Here is a 20707-nt window from a genome sequence, read left to right on the forward strand (position 1 = left end):
AATGACGCGCTATCATTCAAGCCGGGGCCGCGATTTACGGCCCCGAAAGAAACTACAGCAGCTGCGCCAGCCGGTTGATGTCGGACTGGATCGCGCCAGCCGTTACGTCGCGTCCTGCGCCCGGCCCGCGGATCACCAGCGGATTATCGCGATACCAGCGGCTTTCGATAGCAAAGACGTTATCGCAGGGCAGCAGCGCCGCCAGCGGATGATCGTCCCTGACCGCCTCGACGCCGACGCGCGCCTTGCCATTAGCGTCAAAGCGTGCCACGTAACGCAGCACCAGCCCCATCTCCTGTGCGGCCTCAAAGCGCTGCTGCATCTGCTCGTTCAGCGCCTCGCCGTTCTCAAAGAAGTGGTCGACTGATTCGCCTTCGCAGCTTTTCGGCACCAGCGACTCCACCCGCACCTGATCCGGTTCAATATCGTAGCCCGCCTCGCGCGCCAGGATCACCAGCTTGCGCATCACATCCTGACCGGAAAGATCGACGCGCGGATCCGGTTCGGTTAGCCCCTGCTGCCATGCCTGGTCCACCAGCTCGGTGAACGGTACGGTGCCGTCATACTGCAAAAAGAGCCAGGAAAGCGTGCCGGAGAAGATGCCGCTGATGGCGATAATGCTGTCGCCGCTTTCACGCAGATCGCGCACGGTGTGGTTAACCGGCAGCCCGGCACCGACGGTGGCGTTGTAAAGCCAGTGGCGGCCGGTTTTAGCGAAGGCGTCACGGATCTGACGATAGCGGTCGCTGCTTGACGCCCCGGCCACTTTGTTCGCGCCAATCACGTGAAAACCGTGGCTGGCGAAATCCAGATACTGATCGGCGAGCTGCTCACTGGCGGTCACGTCCAGCACCACCAGGTCGTCAAACGGGTGCGCGCGCATCCACAGGAACAGCGACTCCTCATCCCGCTCTACTGCCTCGTCATCAAAGAAGGCCAGCGCGCGGCTGGCGTCCAGCCCTTCGTAGTTCAGCAGGCTGCGCCGGCTGTCGACCACGCCGGCTAAAACATATTCAAATCCCGTCCGCGCCGATAGCGTTTCCTGCTCGCGCGCGAAGAGTTCCAGCCAGCGGGAGCCGATATTACCCTTGCCGAACAGCATCAGGCCGACCTGTTTTTCCGCACGGAACAGCGACTGGTGCAGACCGCGGATCAGATGTTCAGTCGGCCCGACGCGCAGCACGGCGACCAGGCTGATGCCCTCTTCCGACTGCCAGATAAATTCAACCGGCTGATCCTTCAGCTGCTGCCAGAAACGGTGGCTGTGCAGCGGATTGCGGCAGACGCCCGCGCCTACCAGCGCGACCAGCGCCATGGCTTCCCGCAGCTGTAAGCGTCCGGGAATGCCCGCATCCTGAAGCAGCGTCAGCGCGCTGTTCACCACTTCCGAGGTATAACAAAGCTGTAAAAGGTGGCGATCGGGATGAACGCCGGTCGCCAGCGGACGCAGCTGCGCGCGCTGAAGCAGTCGTTCAATCTCTTTCTGCGCCGTGGCGAAATCATGCTGCGGCGGCACCTGGAACTCAATCAGGCAGACGTCGTCGTGGCTGGTGACAATTCGCGCGCCCGTGCCGGAAGCCAGCACGCGCTCAATGCGGGTCGAACCCTGTTCCGGCTGGTAGCTACAGCGCAGCTGCAGGTCGATATCGCTGCCGGAAACCGGCTGTAGCGTACGGGTATGCAGCACCGGCGCGGCCAGGCGTGCCAGCTCGCTGGCTTCATCCAGCCGCAGCAGTGGCAGCAGGCAGGCGTCTTTCACCTTGCGCGGATCCGCACTGTAAACGCCCGCTACGTCGCTCCAGATGGTGACGCGCGACACGCCGGCCAGCGCGCCGATCTGCGTGGCGGAATAGTCGCTACCGTTACGGCCCAGCAGCACGGTTTCACCCGCGTCGTTGCGGCTGATAAAGCCGGTCACCACCAGCCGCTCGCCCGGATGCTGGGCAATCAGCTGTTGCAGCAGCGGCCAGGATTTTCCTTCATCCACCTGCGGCTGGGCGGCCCGCTCGGCGCGCAGAAATTCCCGCGCGTCCAGCCAGCTCGCCGCCATATCCTGCTGCTGAAGCACGGCCGCCATCAGCCGTGCTGACCAGATTTCGCCGTGTCCCACCACTTCCGCGTAGGCGGCTTCGGTTATTTTGCCATCCAGCAGAGCGGCCAGCTTTTCCAGATCGCGAATGAATTCACCGATCAGCCCGTCTGCCGCCTGTGCCGGAAGCAGGCTGCTGATTAACTCGCTCTGATAGCGTCGCAGCGCCTGCTGCACCTGGTGCGCCGACAGACGGTCGCTCTGGCTTAGCTTCAGCCAGCTAATCAGCTGATTGGTGGTGCTGCCTGCGGCGGACACCACCATCACGTCGCCGGGACGGCTGTATTCCGCCACGATCCCCGCTACCCGCAGGTAACATTTGGCGTCGGCAAGGCTGCTGCCCCCGAATTTATGCAGCTGACGCGCGCCTGCTGCCACTGCTGAATGACTCATGCTTACCTCTTAGCCGCTATCCGGAATGCATTATCCAGATCGGCAATTAAATCTTCGTGATCTTCAATCCCTACGGAAACCCGCAGTAGCGTTTCCGAAATACCTGCCGCGGCGCGCGCTTCTGCCGACATGCCCGCATGGGTCATAGTGGCAGTATGGGAGATCAGGCTTTCCACGCCGCCCAGCGATTCGGCCAGCGTGAACAATTCCAGCGCCTTCAGGAAACGACGCAGCGTCTGCTCGTCACCGTTCAGCTCAAAGCTGAGCATCGCGCCGAAGCCTTTCTGCTGGCGGGCGGCAATCTGATGGCCCGCGTTTTCTGGCAGCGAAGGATGATACAGCTTTTTTACCAGCGGCTGCTGTTTCAGATAATCCACGATAGCGAGCGCGTTGCGCTGTGCGGCAGCCATACGTGGCGCCAACGTGCGCAGGCCGCGCAGCAGTAAATAGCTGTCGAAAGCCGCGCCGGTCACGCCGATATTATTTGCCCACCAGGCCAGCTCTTTTACCAGCGCGGGATCTTTGGCAATTACCGCGCCCGCCACTACGTCGGAGTGGCCGTTAAGGTATTTCGTGCAGGAATGGATCACCAGATCGGCGCCCAGCGCCAGCGGGTTTTGCAACGCCGGGCTAAGGAAGGTGTTATCCACCACGCTAACCGCGCCGGCTTCTGCCGCCGCTTTACAGATAGCCTCAATATCCACCACGCGCAGCAGCGGATTGCTCGGGCTTTCTACCAGCACCAGCTTCGGTTTTTCCGCCAGCGCGGCGTGCAGCGCCGCTTCGTCGCCCTGATCGACAAACTTCACACGATACGCGCCGCGCTTGCTCAGGCTGTCAAACAGACGATAGCTGCCGCCATAGCAGTCATGCGGCGCCACCAGCAGATCGCCCGGCTTCAGGAAGACGGTGCAAACCAGGTGGATCGCCGACATGCCGGTATTGGTCATCACCGCACCGGCACCGCCTTCCAGCTCGGCCAGCGCGCGCTGGACAACATCGCGGGTAGGGTTACCGCGACGCGAGTAGTCATGCGCCCGAGGCTCGTTGAAATCGGTAAAGTTATAGGTGCTGGAGAGGTGGATTGGCGGGACAACGCAGCCATACTGTTCGTCATCATTCAAGCCGCTGCGTACCGCGATGGTTGCCTGTTTACGCGTCATGGAGCATAAATTCCTGCAGGAGAAAGAAAGAAGAGCCACCAGCATAACAGGGAACAGATAGACGTCAATACATCTGGACTTCTAAATGTCTTTGCGTATAGATTGAGCAATCTGTCAATAACCGGTAATATTACCTTTTTGCTGCCGACAAAAAGTGGGCGCAAGACGGTGTGGCGCCGCCCAACTTCGGGCATAATTAGCTGAATTTCGGCACAGTAAATATTAATGATGACTAAGGTAACCCATGGCTGAATGGAATGGCGAATATATCAGCCCTTACGCTGAGCACGGTAAAAAAAGCGAGCAGGTAAAAAAAATTACGGTATCCATCCCGTTAAAAGTTTTAAAAATTCTGACCGACGAGCGTACCCGTCGTCAGGTTAATAACCTGCGTCACGCCACCAACAGCGAGCTGCTGTGTGAAGCGTTTCTGCACGCTTTTACCGGCCAGCCTCTGCCGGATGATGTCGATCTGCGTAAAGAGCGCAGCGACGAAATCCCGGAAGCCGCCAAAGCGATCATGCGGGAAATGGGCGTCGATCCCGATACCTGGGAATATTAAGCGCTTTTTCGCAGATATAAAAAAACCCAGCCGAAGCTGGGTTTTTTGTTGCATCCGAAACGGTATCCGCTTCGTGCAGGCGACTTATTTGCTGCCTGGGATGCTGAAACGCTTGTTGAAGCGGTCAACACGACCACCGCTGGCAACGTCACGCTGCTTGCCGGTGTAGAACGGGTGGCATTTGCCGCACACGTCCAGGTTCAGGTCGTGACCCACGGTTGAGCGGGTTTTGATTTCGTTACCGCAAGAACATTTAGCAGTAACTTCAGCGTAATTTGGGTGAATACCTTTTTTCATGGGAAAACCTCAGTTAAGGCCGTGTCGCTCTCCCGTGCCAGGAAAACCCTGCACCGGCACCACACGAAGATTAATAATTCAGGTGATTTGATACCAAAATGCCGTATCAACGGCGGCGAACTATACAGAAAATAACCGCTCGCTGCAATCGAATCCGCACATTCAGGAAGACACAGTGTACACTATCCCGCTCATAATTTCATCCGGATAAATTCATGCCCGTCGTTCAGGTCGCTCTGCCCGTTCCGCTTGCCCGCAACTTTGACTATCTGCTGCCTGCGCATCTGCCTGCGGCGGTGCCGGGCGCGCGCGTCAGCGTGCCGTTTGGCAAGCGCAAAGCGGTCGGTGTGGTGGTGGGGCTTGCTGACACCAGCGACTTTCCCCTCGATCAGCTGAAACCCGTTTATGAAGTGCTGGACGACGAGTCGCTGTATCCCGCTTCGCTGTGGCGCATTCTGCTGTGGGCGGCTGACTATTATCACTATCCGCTGGGCGAAGTGCTGTTTCACGCCATGCCCGTGCTGCTGCGCCAGGGAAAACCCGCGCGGGAAGCGCCGCTCTGGCAGTGGTTTATCACGGAAACCGGTCGGGAAACCGCCCAGGAAAGCCTGAAGCGAGCGCCGAAACAGCAGCAGGCGCTGGCGGCACTACGCCAGCGCAATCTCTATCGCCATGAAATCGGCCAGCACGACATTACCGATGCGACGCTTCAGGCCCTGCGCGCCAAAGGATTATGCGATCTCCAGACGCAGCAGCGCGCGCCGCAGGACTGGCGAACGCATTACGCCGTCAAAGGCGAACGACTGCGGTTGAACACCGAACAGGCCACGGCGGTCGGCGCTATCCGGGCCGAAGACGACCATTTCGCTGCCTGGCTGCTGGCCGGCATCACCGGCTCCGGCAAAACCGAAGTCTACCTGAGCGTGCTGGAGAACGTACTGGCCAGCGGCAAGCAGGCGCTGGTGCTGGTACCGGAAATCGGCCTGACGCCGCAAACCATCGCCCGCTTTCGCGAGCGCTTTGACGCGCCGGTAGACGTGCTGCACTCCGCGCTGAACGACAGCGAGCGGCTGGCCGTATGGCTGCGTGCCCGCCAGGGTGAAACGGCCATCGTTATCGGCACCCGCTCGGCGCTGTTCACGCCTTTTGCGCAGCTGGGCGTGATTATTATTGATGAAGAGCACGACAGCTCCTACAAGCAGCAGGAAGGCTGGCGCTATCAGGCGCGCGATCTGGCTGTTTTTCGCGCCCGTCAGGAAGATATCCCGATTGTGATGGGAACCGCCACGCCCGCGCTGGAGACGCTACACAACGTACAGATGGGCAAATACCGTCAGCTGAATCTCAGCAAGCGTGCGGGCAATGCGCGTCAGGCGACGCAGCAGCTGATCGACCTGAAAGGCGTGAAGCTTCAGGGCGGCCTGTCGCCGATGCTGATCAAAAAGATCGGTCAACATCTGCAGGCGGACAATCAGGTACTGCTGTTTTTAAACCGGCGCGGCTTTTCTCCAGCCATGCTCTGCCACGAGTGCGGCTGGATAGCCGAATGCCAGCGCTGCGACCGCTACTACACGCTGCATCAGCACCACCGCCAGCTGCGCTGCCACCACTGCGACAGCCAGCGCCCTATTCCACACCAGTGCCCGCAGTGCGGCTCGACGCATCTGGTGCCGGTCGGTCTGGGCACCGAACAGCTGGAGCAAAATCTGGGCGAGCTGTTCCCCGACGTACCGCTGTCCCGCATCGACCGCGACACCACCAGCCGCAAGGGCGCGCTTGAACAGCATCTGGCCGACGTTCATCGCGGCGGCGCCAGGATCCTGGTGGGCACGCAGATGCTGGCAAAAGGCCACCACTTTCCTGACGTAACGCTGGTTTCGCTGCTGGATGTCGACGGCGCGCTGTTTTCCGCCGACTTCCGCTCCGCCGAGCGCTTCGCCCAGCTTTATACCCAGGTGGCCGGACGTGCCGGACGTGCCGGGAAACAGGGCGAAGTGATGCTACAAACCCATCACCCTGAACATCCCCTTCTGCAAACGCTGCTGCATCAGGGCTACGACGCTTTTGCACAGCAGGCGCTGGTCGAAAGGAAAACCGTGTTTCTGCCACCGTTCACCAGCCACGCGCTGTTCCGCTCGGAGGATCATGATAACCAGCAGTCCGCGCTCTTTTTACAGCAGCTGCGCAATCTGCTGGAAGCCAGCCCGCTGAAGGATGAAGCATTCTGGGTAATGGGCCCGGTTCCGGCGCTCCAGCCCAAGCGCGGCGGGCGCTATCGCTGGCAGCTGCTGCTCCAACATCCTTCACGCGCGCTGCTGCAGCGGCTGATCAAGGCTACGCTGCCGCTGATGGGCACGCTGCCGCAGTCGCGCAAGGTGAAATGGACGCTGGATGTGGATCCCACCGAAGGCTGAAATGCCAGACGATATCGTGTTCTGGCTGCGAGTCGGCTCGAAAAAAGTCGCACAAGTCACTATTTTTATGCAAATTAAGTAACGCAATTGATTAGCATTGGTTAATTTCACGGTGAGGGTCGGCTATAACGCTGACAAAAAGCCTTTTATTTTCGGCCGACGCCGGGCAGTCAACCGGCCGGTATGAGGAGAACAGCGTTGGAGCACAAGCCAGAAACCGTGAGCGCCACGATGAAAGACGTGGCGGAAAAAGCGGGCGTATCGACGGCGACCGTTTCCCGCGCCCTGATGAGTCCGGAAAAGGTTTCTGCCGCCACGCGCCAAAAAGTCGACGAGGCGGTGATTGCCGTTGGCTATTCACCTCATGCCATGGTACGCCATCCGCGACGCAGCGAGTCCCGCACCATCCTGGTGATAGTGCCCGACATTTGCGATCCCTTTTTCAGCGAAATTATTCGCGGCGTGGAATCGGTGGCGGCCGAAGAAGGTTATCTGGTGCTGATTGGCGACTGCGCGCACCAAAACCGTCAGGAGAGCGCTTTCCTGAATCTGGTGATGACCCGACAGATTGACGGCATGGTGCTGCTGGGGTCGCAGGTGCCTTTTGAAACCGGGCCGGAAGAGCAGCGCAGTCTGCCGCCGATGGTGATGGCCAATGAATTCGCGCCCGATCTGGCCCTGCCGACCGTGCACATTGATAACCTGACGGCGGCGTTCGAAGCGGTGAACCACCTGCTTAAGCTGGGCCACGAGCGTATCGCCTGCGTGGCCGGGCCGCAGGATATGCCGCTGTGTCAGTATCGCCTGCAGGGCTATATTCAGGCGCTGCAACGCAACGGCATCAGGCTGGATCCGCGCTATATTGTGCGCGGCGACTTCACGTTTGACGCCGGCAGCCGCGCGCTGAAGCAGCTGATGCGGCTGCCGCAGCCGCCGGACGCCCTTTTCTGCCACAGCGATATCATGGCGCTGGGCGCGATGGCGCAGGCGAAAATAATGGGGCTGCGCGTGCCGAAAGATCTGTCGCTGATTGGCTTTGATGATATCGAACTGTCGCGCTACAGCGATCCTCAGCTGACTACCATTGCTCAGCCGCGATTCAACATCGGTCGCGAGGCGATGAATCTGCTGCTGGAACAGCTACAGGGCAAGCTGGTGAACAGCGGTTCCCGGCTGCTGGATTTTGAAATAAAAATTCGCGGCAGCACGGCGCCCGCGCTGCGGGAAAAAGCGTAGCGCGAGCGAAATCTTTCCTTTCGGGCAATAAAACCGAGATTCAGCAGATTCTTAATCGTATCCCTGCTGGTCAAACTTCCGGCCCTTGAGTAACATGGCGAGCTGCAGGCCAGCGCGCTGGCCCGACCTTACTCTTCATTGATTATTAGCGGAACGATAGTGGCACAAAAAGATTACGTAGGCCGCGGGCGTTCGACAGGGACGCGTCGCAAAAAGAGCAACGGCCGCGGCGGCAGTAAAAAGCGCAGCAGCGGATCGGGTGTATCAAAGATCATGGTAGGTCTGGCCGTCGCGGTACTGGTGACGTTTGTCGGTGGCTTATGGTTTATCGCCCATCATAAAAAAGAGGAAGAGGCGCCGGTCATTCCGGATCACAAAGCAGCAGGCAACGGTTTGCCGCCCAAGCCTGAAGAGCGCTGGCGCTACATTAAAGAGCTGGAGAACCGTCAAATTACGGTGCCGACGCCCGTCGAGCCTTCGGCAGGCGGCGAAGTGCATTCGCCCACGCAACTGACCGACGAACAGCGCCAGCTGCTGGAGCAGATGCAGGCCGATATGCGCCAGCAGCCTACCCAGCTGAACGAAGTGCCGTGGAACGAGCAGACGCCAGCCCAACGCCAGCAAACGCTACAGCGCCAGCAGACGCAGCTGCAACAGCAGTCGCGCCAGCCGCAGACCTCATATTCCTCTGAACCTCAGCCTTCTCGTCAGGTACAAACGCAGCCACAGATCCCGCCGCGTCAGGTTCAAATGCAGCCGCAGGTACAGCCATCACGCCAGCAGCCGATACAGCAGCAGCACATGCTGCCGCAGCACAGCCAGCAGCCGACGGTAGCCCAGGAGCCTGTCCGCCAGCCACAGCCGAAAACCGAGAAGCCAAAAGAAGTCGAAAAAGAGAAGACGCAGCGCTGGATGGTACAGTGCGGCTCGTTCAAAGGCAGCGACCAGGCGGAATCCGTACGCGCCTCGCTGGCGTTTGAAGGCTTTGAAAGCAAAATCACCAGCGGCGGCGGCTGGAATCGCGTGATCGTCGGCCCTTACAACAGCCGCACCGCCGCCGACAGCACGCTGAAACGCCTGCGCGGCAACGGCCACTCAAATTGTATTCCTGTCTCTCTGGGGGGTTGAAACCTTCCAGATTCCCCCCATATCTGATCGCATCATTGCCCCGCAGTAGGCCTGCGGGGAGATCTTTCGACTGTAACAAGGGGTCTGCCCGTGACAACAATTGTAAGTGTACGACGCAACGGCCAGGTAGTAATTGGCGGTGATGGCCAGGCTACGCTCGGCAACACCGTAATGAAAGGCAACGTCAAAAAAGTGCGTCGTCTTTATAATGACAAGGTCATTGCTGGTTTTGCCGGTGGCACAGCAGATGCCTTTACGCTGTTTGAGCTTTTCGAGCGCAAGCTGGAGATGCATCAGGGCCATCTGGTGAAGGCGGCGGTCGAGCTGGCCAAAGACTGGCGTACCGATCGGATGCTGCGCAAGCTGGAAGCCCTGCTGGCCGTAGCTGACGAAAACGCCTCGCTGATCATCACCGGCAACGGCGACGTGATCCAGCCGGAAAACGATCTGATCGCCATCGGTTCTGGCGGCCCGTACGCCCAGGCTGCCGCTCGTGCGCTGCTGGAAAACACCGACATTGGCGCGCGCGACATCGTGGAAAAAGCGCTGGGTATTGCAGGCGATATCTGCATCTATACCAACCACAATCTTACTATCGAAGAATTATCGTCTAAAGCGTAAGGACCCTGATTATGTCTGAAATGACCCCGCGCGAAATCGTCAGCGAACTGGACAGATTTATTATCGGCCAGGATGGCGCCAAGCGCGCTGTTGCCATCGCCCTGCGCAACCGCTGGCGCCGTATGCAGCTCGACGAAGAGCTGCGCCACGAAGTGACGCCTAAAAATATTCTGATGATTGGCCCTACCGGCGTAGGTAAAACCGAAATCGCCCGTCGCCTGGCCAAGCTGGCGAACGCGCCTTTTATCAAGGTAGAAGCGACTAAGTTCACCGAAGTGGGCTATGTAGGTAAAGAAGTGGATTCTATCATCCGCGATCTGACCGATTCCGCGATCAAAATGGTGCGCTCGCAGGCGATTGAGAAAAACCGCTATCGTGCCGAAGAGATGGCCGAAGAACGTATTCTCGACGTGCTGATCCCACCGGCGAAAAACAACTGGGGCCAGCCGGAAGCTGCTGCCGAGCCGTCCGCCGCCCGCCAGTCTTTCCGCAAAAAGCTGCGCGAAGGCCAGCTGGACGATAAAGAGATCGAAATCGATCTGGCCGCCGCGCCGATGGGCGTCGAAATTATGGCGCCTCCGGGCATGGAAGAGATGACCAGTCAGCTGCAGTCGATGTTCCAGAACATCGGCGGCCAGAAGCAGAAGCCGCGTAAGCTGCCGATCAAAGAAGCGATGAAGCTGCTGATCGAGGAAGAAGCTGCCAAACTGGTCAATCCGGAAGAGTTGAAGCAGGAAGCGATTGACGCGGTCGAGCAGCACGGCATCGTGTTTATTGACGAAATCGACAAGGTCTGTAAGCGCGGCGAAAGCTCCGGCCCGGACGTTTCCCGCGAAGGCGTACAGCGCGATCTGCTGCCGCTGGTGGAAGGCTGTACCGTTTCCACCAAGCACGGCATGGTGAAAACCGACCACATTCTGTTTATCGCTTCCGGCGCGTTCCAGGTCGCCAGCCCTTCCGATCTGATCCCGGAACTGCAGGGTCGTCTGCCGATCCGCGTCGAGCTACAGGCGCTGACCACGCACGACTTTGAGCGTATCCTGACCGAGCCAAGTGCGTCCGTCACCGTGCAGTACAAGGCGCTGATGAAAACCGAAGGCGTGGATATCCACTTTACGGAAGACGGCATCAGCCGTATCGCTGCCGCAGCCTGGCAGGTGAACGAAACGGCTGAGAACATCGGCGCGCGTCGTCTGCATACCGTGCTGGAGCGCCTGATGGAAGAGATTTCCTACGACGCCAGCGACCGCAACGGCGAGTCGATCACCATCGATGCCGATTACGTTGGCAAGCACCTGGACGAGCTGGTGGCGGACGAAGATCTCAGCCGCTTTATCCTGTAATTTTTCACGCTCGTGCCTTTTCAGACCCCGTCGCTCACGCGCGGGGTTTTTCTTTTTCAGCCGCCCCTGCTTTCCCGCCCAATTCCTGACGTGGATTAATTCTCCGCGTGCGGACAGCCAGTAAACTGGTCGCTTTCCGACATCCATCCTTTTCAGCAAAGGCCCAGCCTGATGAGCGACAATCTCTCTGCAGTTCCGGCTTTTACCTCTTTCCGCGCATGGCTGGAAAGCCTGCGCTTACGTACGCTGCCTTTGGCCTGCGCGTCGGTGATTACCGGCTCGGCGCTGGCCTGGCATGCGGGCCATTTCGATCCGGCTGTCGCGCTGCTGACGCTGCTGACCACGGCGCTGCTGCAAATTTTGTCCAATCTGGCCAACGACTATGGCGATGCGGTAAAAGGCAGCGACACGCCCGACCGCCTTGGCCCGCTACGCGGCATGCAGAAAGGGCTGATTAGCCTGAAGCAGATGCGCTTTGCGCTGGCGCTGTCGGTTGCGCTGACGCTGATCGCGGGCGTAACGCTGGTGGTGCGCGCCTGTCAGAGCCTCGGCGATATACTGGGCTTTCTGGCGCTGGGCGCGCTGGCCATCGTCGCCGCCATCGCCTATACGGTAGGAAAAAAACCTTACGGCTATCTTGGGCTGGGCGATCTTTCCGTACTGGTTTTCTTTGGCTGGCTGGGCGTGGTGGGCAGCTTTTATCTGCAAACGCACCGCCTGCATCTGTTGGCTTTTCTGCCCGCGACCGGCTGCGGTATGCTGGCGGTCGCCGTGCTCAACGTCAATAACATGCGCGATATCGACAGCGATCGGCGCAACGGTAAATTCACCCTGGCCGTACGGCTCGGCGCCTGTAACGCGCGCTATTATCATGCCATGCTGCTTTCCGGCGCGCTGCTTTGCTTTGGCGTGTATGCCAAACTGGCGATGCTGGACGCGTCAGGCTGGCTGTTTTTGCTCAGCGCGCCGCTGTTGTTCGGTCAGGCACGCTTTGTTATCAAACATACTGCCGCCGCCGCTATGCGGCCCGTGATGGAGAAAACGGTAAAAGCGACGCTGCTGGTCAATCTGCTTTTCGCCATTGGTCTGGCGATGAACTAATCGCGATGTCCCTGACCTGCCGCAATTTTTAACAGCTGATGATTTTGCCAACAACCGCCAGAAAGCGATATACTTAGCTTCCCTGTGGCGAACAGATGAACCCCTTATGAAATACGATACTTCCGAACTCTGCGACATCTATCATGAAGATGTGAACGTGGTTGAGCCGCTCTTTTCAAACTTTGGTGGCCGCACCTCGTTTGGCGGGCAAATCACCACGGTAAAATGTTTTGAAGATAACGGGCTTCTGTATGATCTGCTGGAAGAAAACGGACGCGGGCGCGTGCTGCTGGTAGACGGCGGCGGCTCTGTACGCCGCGCGCTGGTTGATGCGGCGCTGGCTCGCCTGGCGTTGCAAAACGAATGGGAAGGGTTGGTGATCTACGGCTCCGTGCGTCAGGTGGACGACCTGGAAGAGCTGGATATTGGCATTCAGGCGATTGCGGCTATTCCGGCTGGCGCCGCTGGCGAAGGCATTGGCGAAAGCGACGTGCGCGTCAATTTTGGCGGAGTGACCTTCTTTTCAGGCGACCATCTTTATGCCGACAATACCGGTATTATCCTTTCCGAAGATCCGCTGGATATTGAATAGCACGCCTTATCCTTCCACAAGATCCACCGGCTATCATATAGCAAAAACGGGTGCTGACTGGCACCCGTTCTTTTACCGCCTGCCGTCAAACCTGACTCAGACTTCTTCCATTTTTCCCAACAGCGCACGCAGACGCTCCTGCCAGACATGCTGCTCCTCTTTCAGGTGTTGGTTTTCACGCACCAGGGATTCGCTGTTGCCCGCGGCCTGCTGAACCTGCTGATTCAGGTTGTTGTTCTGCTCTTTCAGCTCTTCAATTTCCATCTGCAGCAGCGTGATAGTATCAATCGCCTGCTGTACTTTTGCTTCCAGTTTCTCGAACACTTCAAATGACATCGTAAATGACCTCTCCTAATCGCAAGGCGTTGATGTTGCAGACGCGGCGCGATCGACACTGGCCGACCCGCTGCGGCTCACAACGATGTTCCGATTGTATGTAGAGCGGCCCGTCAAGTCCAGCAGCGAACCTGCTACGAAGCGGAGAGCCGCGTTTTTCAGCGCAGACCTGGTGTTTGTAACATTTACCCGCGATCCCTGCACGGGTATTGTTAACAAATTGCAACATGAAATGAGAAACGAAAGCCAAAAGCCGCAGGAAAATTCCGTTAAAAGACGCGAAAACGCTCATTTTTTTGAAGCAGCACACAACTTTTGATTTCGCTATTTCTCGTTTATGCTCGTTAACGATAAATTCACAACAACCCCACACAAGATTGGGGCGACTCAGGGAAAGAGAAAAAAAAGCCGTACACCATTTAACCTCGCCTTCAGGAACCAACATCATGAGCCAGACAACCACCACCCTTAAAGGGCAGTGCATCGCCGAGTTTCTCGGCGTCGGCACGATTATTTTCTTTGGTGCCGGCTGCGTCGCGGCGGCAAAACTGGCCGGTGCGGTCATGGGCCAATGGGAAATCAGCATTATCTGGGGGATCGCCGTTGCCATGGCGGTTTACCTGAGCGCGGCCATTTCCGGGGCGCATTTGAACCCGGCCGTGACTCTGGCGCTTTGCCTGTTCGGCAATTTTGAAGGTCGTAAAGTTATTCCTTATATTCTGGCGCAGGTCGCAGGCGCCTTCTGCTCCGCCGCTCTGGTTTACGCACTCTACTACAACCTGTTTCTGGACTATGAACAGGCGCATCACATGGTGCGCGGCAGCGTCGAGAGCCTGGATTTGGCCGGTATTTTCTCTACCTACCCTAATCCGCATATCAGCGTTGGCCAGGCTTTCCTGGTTGAAGCCGTGATCACTGCCGTGATGATGGGGCTGATTATGGCGCTGACCGACGACGGCAATGGCCTGCCGCGCGGCCCGATGGCTCCGCTGTTGATCGGTTTGCTTATCGCGGTTATCGGTGGTTCGATGGGCCCGTTGACCGGCTTCGCCCTGAACCCGGCCCGTGATTTCGGACCCAAGATCTTTGCCTGGCTGGCCGGTTGGGGTAACGTTGCTTTCACCGGCGCCCGCGATATTCCTTATTTCCTCGTGCCAATTTTTGGCCCGATTGTTGGCGCCAGCGTGGGTGCATTCGGCTACCGCTCTCTGATCGCCCGTAACCTGCCTGGCGCAGCTGCGGTAAAGAAGCCAGAGACGATAGCGCGTGCTGAACAGCGTAAAGCGTAGGTGCTAACCCTTTACACATCAGGAAGGATTTATGACTACAGATAAAAAATATATCGTCGCGCTGGATCAGGGCACAACCAGCTCCCGCGCTGTGGTGCTGGATCACGACTCCAACATTGTTGCGGTTTCCCAGCGCGAATTTCAGCAAATTTATCCTAAGACCGGCTGGGTCGAACACGATCCAATGGACATCTGGGCGTCGCAAAGCTCCACGCTGGTGGAAGTGTTGGCCCACGCCGATATCCGTTCGGACGAGATAGCCGCCATCGGTATCACCAACCAGCGTGAAACCGCCATCGTCTGGGACAAAGAGACCGGCAAGCCGATCTATAACGCTATCGTCTGGCAGGATCCGCGCACTGCCGACTACTGCGCCCGACTGAAAAAAGAGGGGCTGGAAGAGTATATTCAGCACACTACCGGTCTGGTGATTAACCCTTACTTCTCCGGCACCAAGGTAAAATGGATCCTGGATCACGTTGAAGGCTCACGCGAGCGGGCAAAACGCGGCGAGCTGCTGTTCGGCACCGTCGATTCCTGGCTGGTCTGGAAAATGACGCAGGGACGGGTGCATATCACCGATTACACCAACGCCTCGCGTACCATGATGTTCAACATCCACAAGCTGGAGTGGGATCAGCGCATGCTGGAGATCCTGGATATCCCGCGTGAGATGCTGCCGGAAGTGAAATCTTCCTCCGAAATCTACGGCCAGACCAATATCGGCGGTAAAGGCGGCACGCGTATTCCCATCGCCGGTATCGCGGGCGACCAGCAGGCGGCGCTGTATGGCCAGCTTTGCGTTCAGCCCGGCATGGCGAAAAACACCTACGGCACCGGCTGCTTTATGCTGATGAACACGGGTACGGAAGCGGTCACCTCCACTAACGGCCTGCTGACCACTATCGCCTGCGGCCCGCGCGGCGAAGTCAACTATGCGCTGGAAGGCGCGGTATTTATCGGCGGCGCGTCTATCCAGTGGCTGCGTGACGAGATGAAGCTAATCGGTGACGCCACCGACTCCGAATACTTCGCCACCAAGGTGAAAGACAGCAACGGCGTGTATATGGTACCGGCCTTTACCGGCCTGGGCGCGCCTTACTGGGACCCGTATGCGCGCGGCGCTATCTTCGGCCTGACGCGCGGCGCGAACGCGAACCATATTATTCGCGCCACGCTGGAATCTATTGCCTTCCAGACCCGCGACGTGCTGGAAGCCATGCAGAATGACTCCAATACCCGCCTGCAGTCTCTGCGTGTCGATGGCGGCGCGGTAGCCAACAACTTCCTGATGCAGTTCCAGTCCGATATCCTGGGCACCCGCGTCGAACGTCCGGAAGTATTGGAAGTGACCGCGCTGGGTTCCGCCTATCTGGCGGGACTGGCGGTAGGCTTCTGGAAAGATTTGGATGAAGTCCGCGCCAAGGCCGTCATTGAACGCGAATTCCGTCCGAGCATCGAAACCACCGAGCGTAACTATCGTTATGCAGGCTGGAAGAAAGCCGTTTCCCGCGCTCAGGCATGGGAAGACCACGAAGAGTAACGTTTCTCGCCCGCAGCCGCCACGGCTGCGGGCATCCGCTCCGCCCTTCCTCCCTGTTGTTCAGAACCCGGCTATAAGAATGCTGGCGTTTTTCCTCCCCGCCATGCCAGACTTCCTGCTTCATTACTTTGCGTAAGGCCCATTATGAAACGAGAGCTCGCTATTGAATTTTCACGCGTAACGGAAGCGGCAGCGCTGGCTGGCTATAAATGGCTGGGGCGCGGCGACAAGAACGCGGCCGACGGCGCTGCGGTGCATGCCATGCGTATCATGCTGAATAAAGTCGATATCGATGGGCAAATCGTCATCGGCGAAGGCGAGATCGACGAAGCGCCGATGCTGTACATTGGCGAAAAAGTGGGTAGCGGCCAGGGCGATGCGGTGGATATCGCGGTCGATCCTATTGAAGGCACGCGCATGACCGCCATGGGCCAGGCCAACGCGCTGGCCGTGCTGGCCGTTGGCGATAAGGGCACCTTTCTGAACGCGCCCGATATGTATATGGAAAAGCTGGCGGTTGGCCCTGGCGCGAAAGGCGCTATCGATCTGGCGTTGCCGCTGGCGGAAAACCTGCGAAATATCGCGCGGGCGCTGCAAAAACCGCTGACGGAGCTGACCGTCACTGTTCTTGCCAAGCCGCGCCATGACGGCGTGATTGCCGAGCTGCAGCAGCTGGGCGTGCGGATTTTTGCCTTTCCCGACGGCGACGTGGCCGCCTCCATCCTGACCTGTATGCCGGATAGCGAAGTGGACGTGCTGTACGGTATCGGCGGCGCGCCGGAAGGCGTGGTGTCGGCGGCGGTGATCCGCGCGCTGGATGGTGATATGCAGGGACGCCTGCTGCCGCGTCACAAGGTCAAAGGCGATACGCCGGAAAACCGCGCGCTGGGTGAACAGGAGCTGCAACGCTGTAGGGCAATGGGTATTGAAGCCGGAAACGTGCTGGCGCTGGCCGACATGGCGCGTAACGATAACGTTATTTTCTCCGCAACCGGCATCACCAGCGGCGATCTGCTGAAAGGCATTACGCGTCAGGGCAACGTCGCCACCACCGAAACGCTGCTGGTGCGCGGCAAATCGCGCACTATCCGTCGCATCCAGTCCATTCACTATCTGGATCGTAAGGACGCGAGCCTGCATCAATATATTCTGTAGGATGTTTACGGGCCGCGTGGCCCGTTACTTCATACCGCATGCATCTCCGGCCTTTTCGACAAGGGCAGCCAGCACAGCAGCATCAGCAGCGCCATGGCGAACATCAGCATTCCCAGGCTGAACTGCCCGTTCTGCGGCAGCAGCGCCGACAGCCAGGCCGCCAGGCCCGATCCCAGGTTTTGCAGGCCGCCCAGCAGCGCGCCCGCCGTACCGGCCATATAGGGCCACGGCTCCATCGCCCCCGTAGTCGCCAGCGGAAACAGCATGCCCGCGCCGAAGAAAAACAGCGCGGCAGGTGCCACCAGCGTCCAGATGGTCATTACGCCGAACCAGGCCGGGATCCACATCAGCGCGCCAGCCAGCAGGCAGCTATTGACCGACCACCACATCAGCTGCTGAAAAGGCTTATTGTCGCGGCCGGCAAACCACGCGCCGAAAAACGCCGCCGGGATCGGCAGAATAAACAGCAGGCTGACCGTGAGGCTGTTGAGTCCCAGTACGCCGCCCATCAGCACGCCGCAGCTGGCTTCAAACACGGCGATGCCGCCCAGCGCGCCCATCAGCATTATCAGATAGCGCACAAAGGTGCTGTCAGCCAGCAGCGGCCTATAGCGTGAAAAAAGCGCGCGTTTTTCCAACGGCGCGGGACGTGTTTCCGGCAGCCAACGCAGCATTGCCGTGCCCACGCCCAGGCAGAGCAGCAGCAGGAAAATAAAGCAGGCGTGCCAGCCAAACAGATGGGTCAGCAGCGCGCCAATCACCGGTGCGACCAGCGGACTGACCAGAATGCCCATATTCAGCAGGCTGTTGGCCTGCCGCAGCGCGCCGCCCGCATACAGATCGCGCGGCATGGTGCGAGCCATCACGCCCGCCACGCCCGTTCCCAGTCCCTGAATGGCGCTGCCCAGCACCAGCAGATCGAAGGTCGGCGCGCCGAGCGCGACCAGCGAACCGATCATAAAAATAGTTAATCCGCCCAGGATAACCGGACGCCGCCCGATATTATCCGACAGCGGGCCATACAGCAGCTGCGAGCCGCCGTAGGTCATCAGATACGCGGCCATCACGCGCTGCACTACGCCATCGCGCACACCAAAATCCTGCGCGATGGTCGCCATCGCCGGAACATAAATGGTTTGCGCCATCTGACCGACGGCCACCAGCGCGATCAGCATCACCAGCAAATGCCCGTTTGCAATTTTCTTCATTTCATCAGCACAATTTATCGGCAAAATCGCCATTAAACAGGACGATTGGCCAGGAGGGGTTTTCGATAGCGAGGAAAATATCAGGAACGCATGACAAAGCGAGAGGGCAAGGAAAAATGGTCTTTAATTAAGTGTCAGCAAAAGCGTTCAGCGGCGTAAATGAAACTGTACGTCGGATGCCGGATTTGTCGATATGAGCTTTGCGCAACACGGAGGCTGGCAAAAAAGCCGTTCCGTAGCGAAGATAGGCTATTCAACCGTTTTGACTAAGGAGCGCACTATGGCCGAGTGGGTCAACGCCACAGTACAGCAGGTGCAGGACTGGACGGAGAGCCTGTTCAGCATTACCGTCACCGCGCCCATCGATCCCTTTATTGCCGGACAGTTCGCCAAGCTGGCGCTGGAAGTTGACGGCGAACGCGTGCAGCGCGCCTACTCTTTTGTGAATGCCCCGAGCAACGCCAACCTGGAGTTCTACCTGGTGACGGTGCCGGAAGGCAAATTAAGCCCGCGACTTCATGCATTGCAGCCGGGCCAGAAGCTGATGATCACCAAAGAATCCGCCGGTTTTTTTGTTATAGATGAAATTCCCGAGTGTAAAACGCTGTGGATGCTGGCGACCGGAACGGCTATCGGCCCCTACCTCTCTATCCTGCAGGAAGGCAAAGGGCTGACGCGTTTTGAGCATATTGTTCTCGTCCATGCCGTCCGCTACGCGCAGGATCTGAGCTATCTGCCGCTGATGCAGGCGCTGGAGCAGCGCTATCAGGGACAGCTACGCATTCAGACGGTGGTCAGCCGCGAAGCGCCCGAAGGCTCGCTGACCGGCCGCGTGCCCGCGCTGATAGCGCGTGGCGAGCTGGAAGCCGCCGTCGGACTGCCCATGACGGCAGAGGAGAGCCATATCATGCTGTGCGGCAACCCGCAGATGGTAAGAGACACCCAGCAGCTGCTGAAAGAGACGCGCGACATGCGCAAACACCTGAAACGTAAGCCTGGCCATATTACCAGCGAACACTACTGGTAATCGGGCGTCCGACGGCCAAAATAGTTCACCTGCAACGTGGTTTTACCGAAGCGGTTGGCGCCTTTGCTGCCGCTGAACACGCCCAGCTCCAGGCTCATGGTCACCAGGATCAGCGTGGGAATAAAGCGCCCCAGCGTCCACTGCCAGCTGGCAGGCAGCGTCGACCAGTTCCCTGCCAGCAGCATCCACGCCACGATTAGCAGCAAAGCCCAGGCGGCCGATTTGTTACGGTCGTGCAGACGTTTCACCACCACGGCGCTGGACGGCCACAGCAGGCTGACCACGCAGAAGGCGGCGGTCTGCGTGCTGATCCAGCCTCGCGCGGCCAGGGTAAACAGCACGGTCAGCAGCAGCAGCCACAGCGTCAGCCAAATCCACAGATCGCGCCGCCCGAGCCTGCCGCGCCAGGAAAAACACCACGCTTGTAAGGTCATTTTTTCTTCCTCAGAACAGCGTCAGGCTTTGACTTTGCCGGTCATTGTCCGTTTTAATCTTGCGTTAACTGCATTAGTTAGAGCGACAGATAATGAATAAAGCGTTGTTCACGGGTTTTACGTTACTGGTCTGGCTGAGTACCGCGCCCGTTAGGGCCGAGGCCGATCCTCAGGAGCGTGCTGAACATATGCCCACGGCGCCCTATCTTCTGGCGGGTGCGCCGACCTTTGATATGACTATCGGCCAATTTCGCGAAAAGTATAATGCTATCAATCCAAAGTTACAGATTGCTGAATACCGGGCGACGGACAGCCGCGGCGATAAAAGTAATTTGACCCGTGCCGCCAGCAAGATCAATGAAAATCTCTACTCTTCTACCGCGTTGGAACAGGGAACCGGAAAGATCAAAACGTTACAGATTACCTGGCTGCCGGTGCCCGGCCCGGAAGAGAAAGCTGCCCGGGATAAAGCGCTGGCCTATATGATTGCGCTGACGCGGTTTTTTGAACCAACGCTGACTCAGGAACAGAGTCAGAAGCGGCTGGACGATCTGCTGAGTAAAGGGAAAGGCTCGCGCTACTATGCCCAGGCGGAAGGCGCGCTGCGTTACGTGGTGGCCGATAATGGCGAAAAAGGGCTGACCTTCGCCATCGAGCCGGTAAAACTGGCTCTGAACGGCAGCTAACCGGGTTTAAAAATGACGAAAAGCAAAGCTCTGAAGGGCTTTGATCTCTATACTGTCCGGCAGACAACGCTGCTGAGGCAGGGTAATTAA

General features: G+C 58.5%; 20 protein-coding genes. 13 read left to right on the plus strand and 7 right to left on the minus strand.

Translation table 11 applies throughout. The features are described 5' to 3' along the window. Positions 1 to 52: 52 nt before the first annotated feature. Both EGK14_RS18495 and metB read right to left on the minus strand, forming a co-directional pair. Complete coding sequence (locus EGK14_RS18495) at positions 53 to 2482, minus strand: bifunctional aspartate kinase/homoserine dehydrogenase II (protein WP_125290565.1); 2430 nt, start codon at positions 2480 to 2482, stop codon at positions 53 to 55. A gap of 2 nt (positions 2483 to 2484) precedes the next feature. After that, on the minus strand, positions 2485 to 3645 hold the full coding sequence (metB, locus tag EGK14_RS18500) for a cystathionine gamma-synthase (protein ID WP_125290566.1): 1161 nt from the start codon (positions 3643 to 3645) through the stop codon (positions 2485 to 2487). 244 nt (positions 3646 to 3889) lie between these two features. Here metB and metJ point away from each other — a divergent pair, with 244 nt between their 5' ends. Beyond that, positions 3890 to 4207 (plus strand): met regulon transcriptional regulator MetJ, encoded by a 318-nt coding sequence (gene metJ / locus EGK14_RS18510; RefSeq protein ID WP_125290568.1) that lies wholly within the window; start codon positions 3890 to 3892, stop codon positions 4205 to 4207. Between the two features lie 84 nt (positions 4208 to 4291). Here the strand turns inward: metJ and rpmE are convergent, their stop codons facing one another. Further along, the gene (gene rpmE, locus EGK14_RS18515) at positions 4292 to 4504 is read right to left on the minus strand and encodes a 50S ribosomal protein L31 (protein WP_024966154.1); all 213 of its coding nucleotides are present in this window, start codon (positions 4502 to 4504) and stop codon (positions 4292 to 4294) included. Between the two features lie 215 nt (positions 4505 to 4719). Here rpmE and priA point away from each other — a divergent pair, with 215 nt between their 5' ends. From priA to rraA, 7 genes are all read left to right on the plus strand, one after another. Then, positions 4720 to 6918, plus strand: a complete 2199-nt coding sequence (gene priA, locus EGK14_RS18520) for a primosomal protein N' (RefSeq protein ID WP_125290569.1) — start codon at positions 4720 to 4722, stop codon at positions 6916 to 6918. A gap of 198 nt (positions 6919 to 7116) precedes the next feature. Further along, entirely contained in the window at positions 7117 to 8154 is a 1038-nt protein-coding gene (gene cytR, locus EGK14_RS18525; protein ID WP_125290570.1) for a DNA-binding transcriptional regulator CytR, read from the plus strand. Between the two features lie 159 nt (positions 8155 to 8313). Further along, the gene (ftsN, locus tag EGK14_RS18530) at positions 8314 to 9282 is read left to right on the plus strand and encodes a cell division protein FtsN (RefSeq protein WP_125290571.1); all 969 of its coding nucleotides are present in this window, start codon (positions 8314 to 8316) and stop codon (positions 9280 to 9282) included. 90 nt (positions 9283 to 9372) lie between these two features. Continuing rightward, positions 9373 to 9903, plus strand: a complete 531-nt coding sequence (gene hslV, locus EGK14_RS18535; RefSeq protein WP_012439891.1) for an ATP-dependent protease subunit HslV — start codon at positions 9373 to 9375, stop codon at positions 9901 to 9903. A gap of 11 nt (positions 9904 to 9914) precedes the next feature. Continuing rightward, positions 9915 to 11246 carry an HslU--HslV peptidase ATPase subunit gene (hslU, locus tag EGK14_RS18540; RefSeq protein WP_125290572.1) on the plus strand — a complete coding sequence of 444 codons (1332 nt, stop codon included), beginning with the start codon at positions 9915 to 9917 and terminating at the stop codon, positions 11244 to 11246. A gap of 171 nt (positions 11247 to 11417) precedes the next feature. Next, positions 11418 to 12347, plus strand: a complete 930-nt coding sequence (locus tag EGK14_RS18545) for a 1,4-dihydroxy-2-naphthoate polyprenyltransferase (protein ID WP_125290573.1) — start codon at positions 11418 to 11420, stop codon at positions 12345 to 12347. A gap of 106 nt (positions 12348 to 12453) precedes the next feature. Beyond that, positions 12454 to 12939 (plus strand): ribonuclease E activity regulator RraA, encoded by a 486-nt coding sequence (rraA, locus tag EGK14_RS18550; RefSeq protein ID WP_125290574.1) that lies wholly within the window; start codon positions 12454 to 12456, stop codon positions 12937 to 12939. A 96-nt stretch (positions 12940 to 13035) separates the two neighbouring features. Here the strand turns inward: rraA and zapB are convergent, their stop codons facing one another. Together zapB and EGK14_RS18560 are read right to left on the minus strand one after the other, a co-directional pair. Next, positions 13036 to 13275 carry a cell division protein ZapB gene (gene zapB / locus EGK14_RS18555; protein ID WP_125290575.1) on the minus strand — a complete coding sequence of 80 codons (240 nt, stop codon included), beginning with the start codon at positions 13273 to 13275 and terminating at the stop codon, positions 13036 to 13038. After that, entirely contained in the window at positions 13265 to 13723 is a 459-nt protein-coding gene (locus tag EGK14_RS18560; RefSeq protein WP_125290576.1) for a hypothetical protein, read from the minus strand. Before EGK14_RS18560 ends, zapB begins: the two co-directional genes overlap by 11 nt. On the opposite strand from EGK14_RS18560, the gene EGK14_RS18565 reads away from it, so the two are divergent. From EGK14_RS18565 to glpX, 3 genes are all read left to right on the plus strand, one after another. Further along, positions 13722 to 14564: an MIP/aquaporin family protein gene (locus tag EGK14_RS18565; RefSeq protein WP_125290577.1), complete on the plus strand. Its 843-nt coding sequence runs from the start codon at positions 13722 to 13724 to the stop codon at positions 14562 to 14564. The two genes, EGK14_RS18560 and EGK14_RS18565, sit on opposite strands and share 2 nt — an antisense overlap. A gap of 31 nt (positions 14565 to 14595) precedes the next feature. Continuing rightward, a complete protein-coding gene (gene glpK / locus EGK14_RS18570; RefSeq protein WP_125290578.1) occupies positions 14596 to 16107 on the plus strand; it encodes a glycerol kinase GlpK in 1512 nt (503 codons plus the stop codon). A gap of 144 nt (positions 16108 to 16251) precedes the next feature. Next, complete coding sequence (gene glpX / locus EGK14_RS18575; RefSeq protein WP_125290579.1) at positions 16252 to 17262, plus strand: class II fructose-bisphosphatase; 1011 nt, start codon at positions 16252 to 16254, stop codon at positions 17260 to 17262. Positions 17263 to 17291: 29 nt separating this feature from the next. On the opposite strand, the gene emrD is transcribed toward glpX, so the two are convergent. Then, the gene (gene emrD, locus EGK14_RS18580) at positions 17292 to 18470 is read right to left on the minus strand and encodes a multidrug efflux MFS transporter EmrD (RefSeq protein WP_125290580.1); all 1179 of its coding nucleotides are present in this window, start codon (positions 18468 to 18470) and stop codon (positions 17292 to 17294) included. Between the two features lie 280 nt (positions 18471 to 18750). Here emrD and fpr point away from each other — a divergent pair, with 280 nt between their 5' ends. Continuing rightward, a complete protein-coding gene (gene fpr, locus EGK14_RS18585) occupies positions 18751 to 19497 on the plus strand; it encodes a ferredoxin--NADP(+) reductase (protein WP_125290664.1) in 747 nt (248 codons plus the stop codon). Here fpr and EGK14_RS18590 read toward each other — a convergent pair. After that, the gene (locus tag EGK14_RS18590; RefSeq protein WP_125290581.1) at positions 19488 to 19931 is read right to left on the minus strand and encodes a DUF805 domain-containing protein; all 444 of its coding nucleotides are present in this window, start codon (positions 19929 to 19931) and stop codon (positions 19488 to 19490) included. The genes fpr and EGK14_RS18590 overlap by 10 nt on opposite strands. Before the next feature lie 92 nt (positions 19932 to 20023). Between EGK14_RS18590 and EGK14_RS18595 the strand changes: the two genes are divergently transcribed. Beyond that, positions 20024 to 20617: a YiiQ family protein gene (locus tag EGK14_RS18595; RefSeq protein ID WP_125290582.1), complete on the plus strand. Its 594-nt coding sequence runs from the start codon at positions 20024 to 20026 to the stop codon at positions 20615 to 20617. Positions 20618 to 20707: the final 90 nt, after the last annotated feature.

This window comes from Erwinia sp. 198 (assembly GCF_003937915.1).
Taxonomy (GTDB): Bacteria; Pseudomonadota; Gammaproteobacteria; order Enterobacterales; family Enterobacteriaceae; genus Erwinia; species Erwinia aeris.

Coding starts and splice junctions, on each gene's coding strand:
- metJ (WP_125290568.1), top strand. CDS start 3,890: ATGGCTGAATGGAATGGCGAATATATCAGCCCTTACGCTGAGCACGGT.
- fpr (WP_125290664.1), top strand. CDS start 18,751: ATGGCCGAGTGGGTCAACGCCACAGTACAGCAGGTGCAGGACTGGACG.
- EGK14_RS18495 (WP_125290565.1), bottom strand. CDS start 2,482: ATGAGTCATTCAGCAGTGGCAGCAGGCGCGCGTCAGCTGCATAAATTC.
- priA (WP_125290569.1), top strand. CDS start 4,720: ATGCCCGTCGTTCAGGTCGCTCTGCCCGTTCCGCTTGCCCGCAACTTT.
- EGK14_RS18590 (WP_125290581.1), bottom strand. CDS start 19,931: ATGACCTTACAAGCGTGGTGTTTTTCCTGGCGCGGCAGGCTCGGGCGG.
- glpK (WP_125290578.1), top strand. CDS start 14,596: ATGACTACAGATAAAAAATATATCGTCGCGCTGGATCAGGGCACAACC.
- zapB (WP_125290575.1), bottom strand. CDS start 13,275: ATGTCATTTGAAGTGTTCGAGAAACTGGAAGCAAAAGTACAGCAGGCG.
- hslU (WP_125290572.1), top strand. CDS start 9,915: ATGTCTGAAATGACCCCGCGCGAAATCGTCAGCGAACTGGACAGATTT.
- EGK14_RS18565 (WP_125290577.1), top strand. CDS start 13,722: ATGAGCCAGACAACCACCACCCTTAAAGGGCAGTGCATCGCCGAGTTT.
- EGK14_RS18545 (WP_125290573.1), top strand. CDS start 11,418: ATGAGCGACAATCTCTCTGCAGTTCCGGCTTTTACCTCTTTCCGCGCA.
- rpmE (WP_024966154.1), bottom strand. CDS start 4,504: ATGAAAAAAGGTATTCACCCAAATTACGCTGAAGTTACTGCTAAATGT.
- rraA (WP_125290574.1), top strand. CDS start 12,454: ATGAAATACGATACTTCCGAACTCTGCGACATCTATCATGAAGATGTG.
- glpX (WP_125290579.1), top strand. CDS start 16,252: ATGAAACGAGAGCTCGCTATTGAATTTTCACGCGTAACGGAAGCGGCA.
- EGK14_RS18560 (WP_125290576.1), bottom strand. CDS start 13,723: ATGATGTTGGTTCCTGAAGGCGAGGTTAAATGGTGTACGGCTTTTTTT.
- metB (WP_125290566.1), bottom strand. CDS start 3,645: ATGACGCGTAAACAGGCAACCATCGCGGTACGCAGCGGCTTGAATGAT.
- emrD (WP_125290580.1), bottom strand. CDS start 18,470: ATGAAGAAAATTGCAAACGGGCATTTGCTGGTGATGCTGATCGCGCTG.
- EGK14_RS18595 (WP_125290582.1), top strand. CDS start 20,024: ATGAATAAAGCGTTGTTCACGGGTTTTACGTTACTGGTCTGGCTGAGT.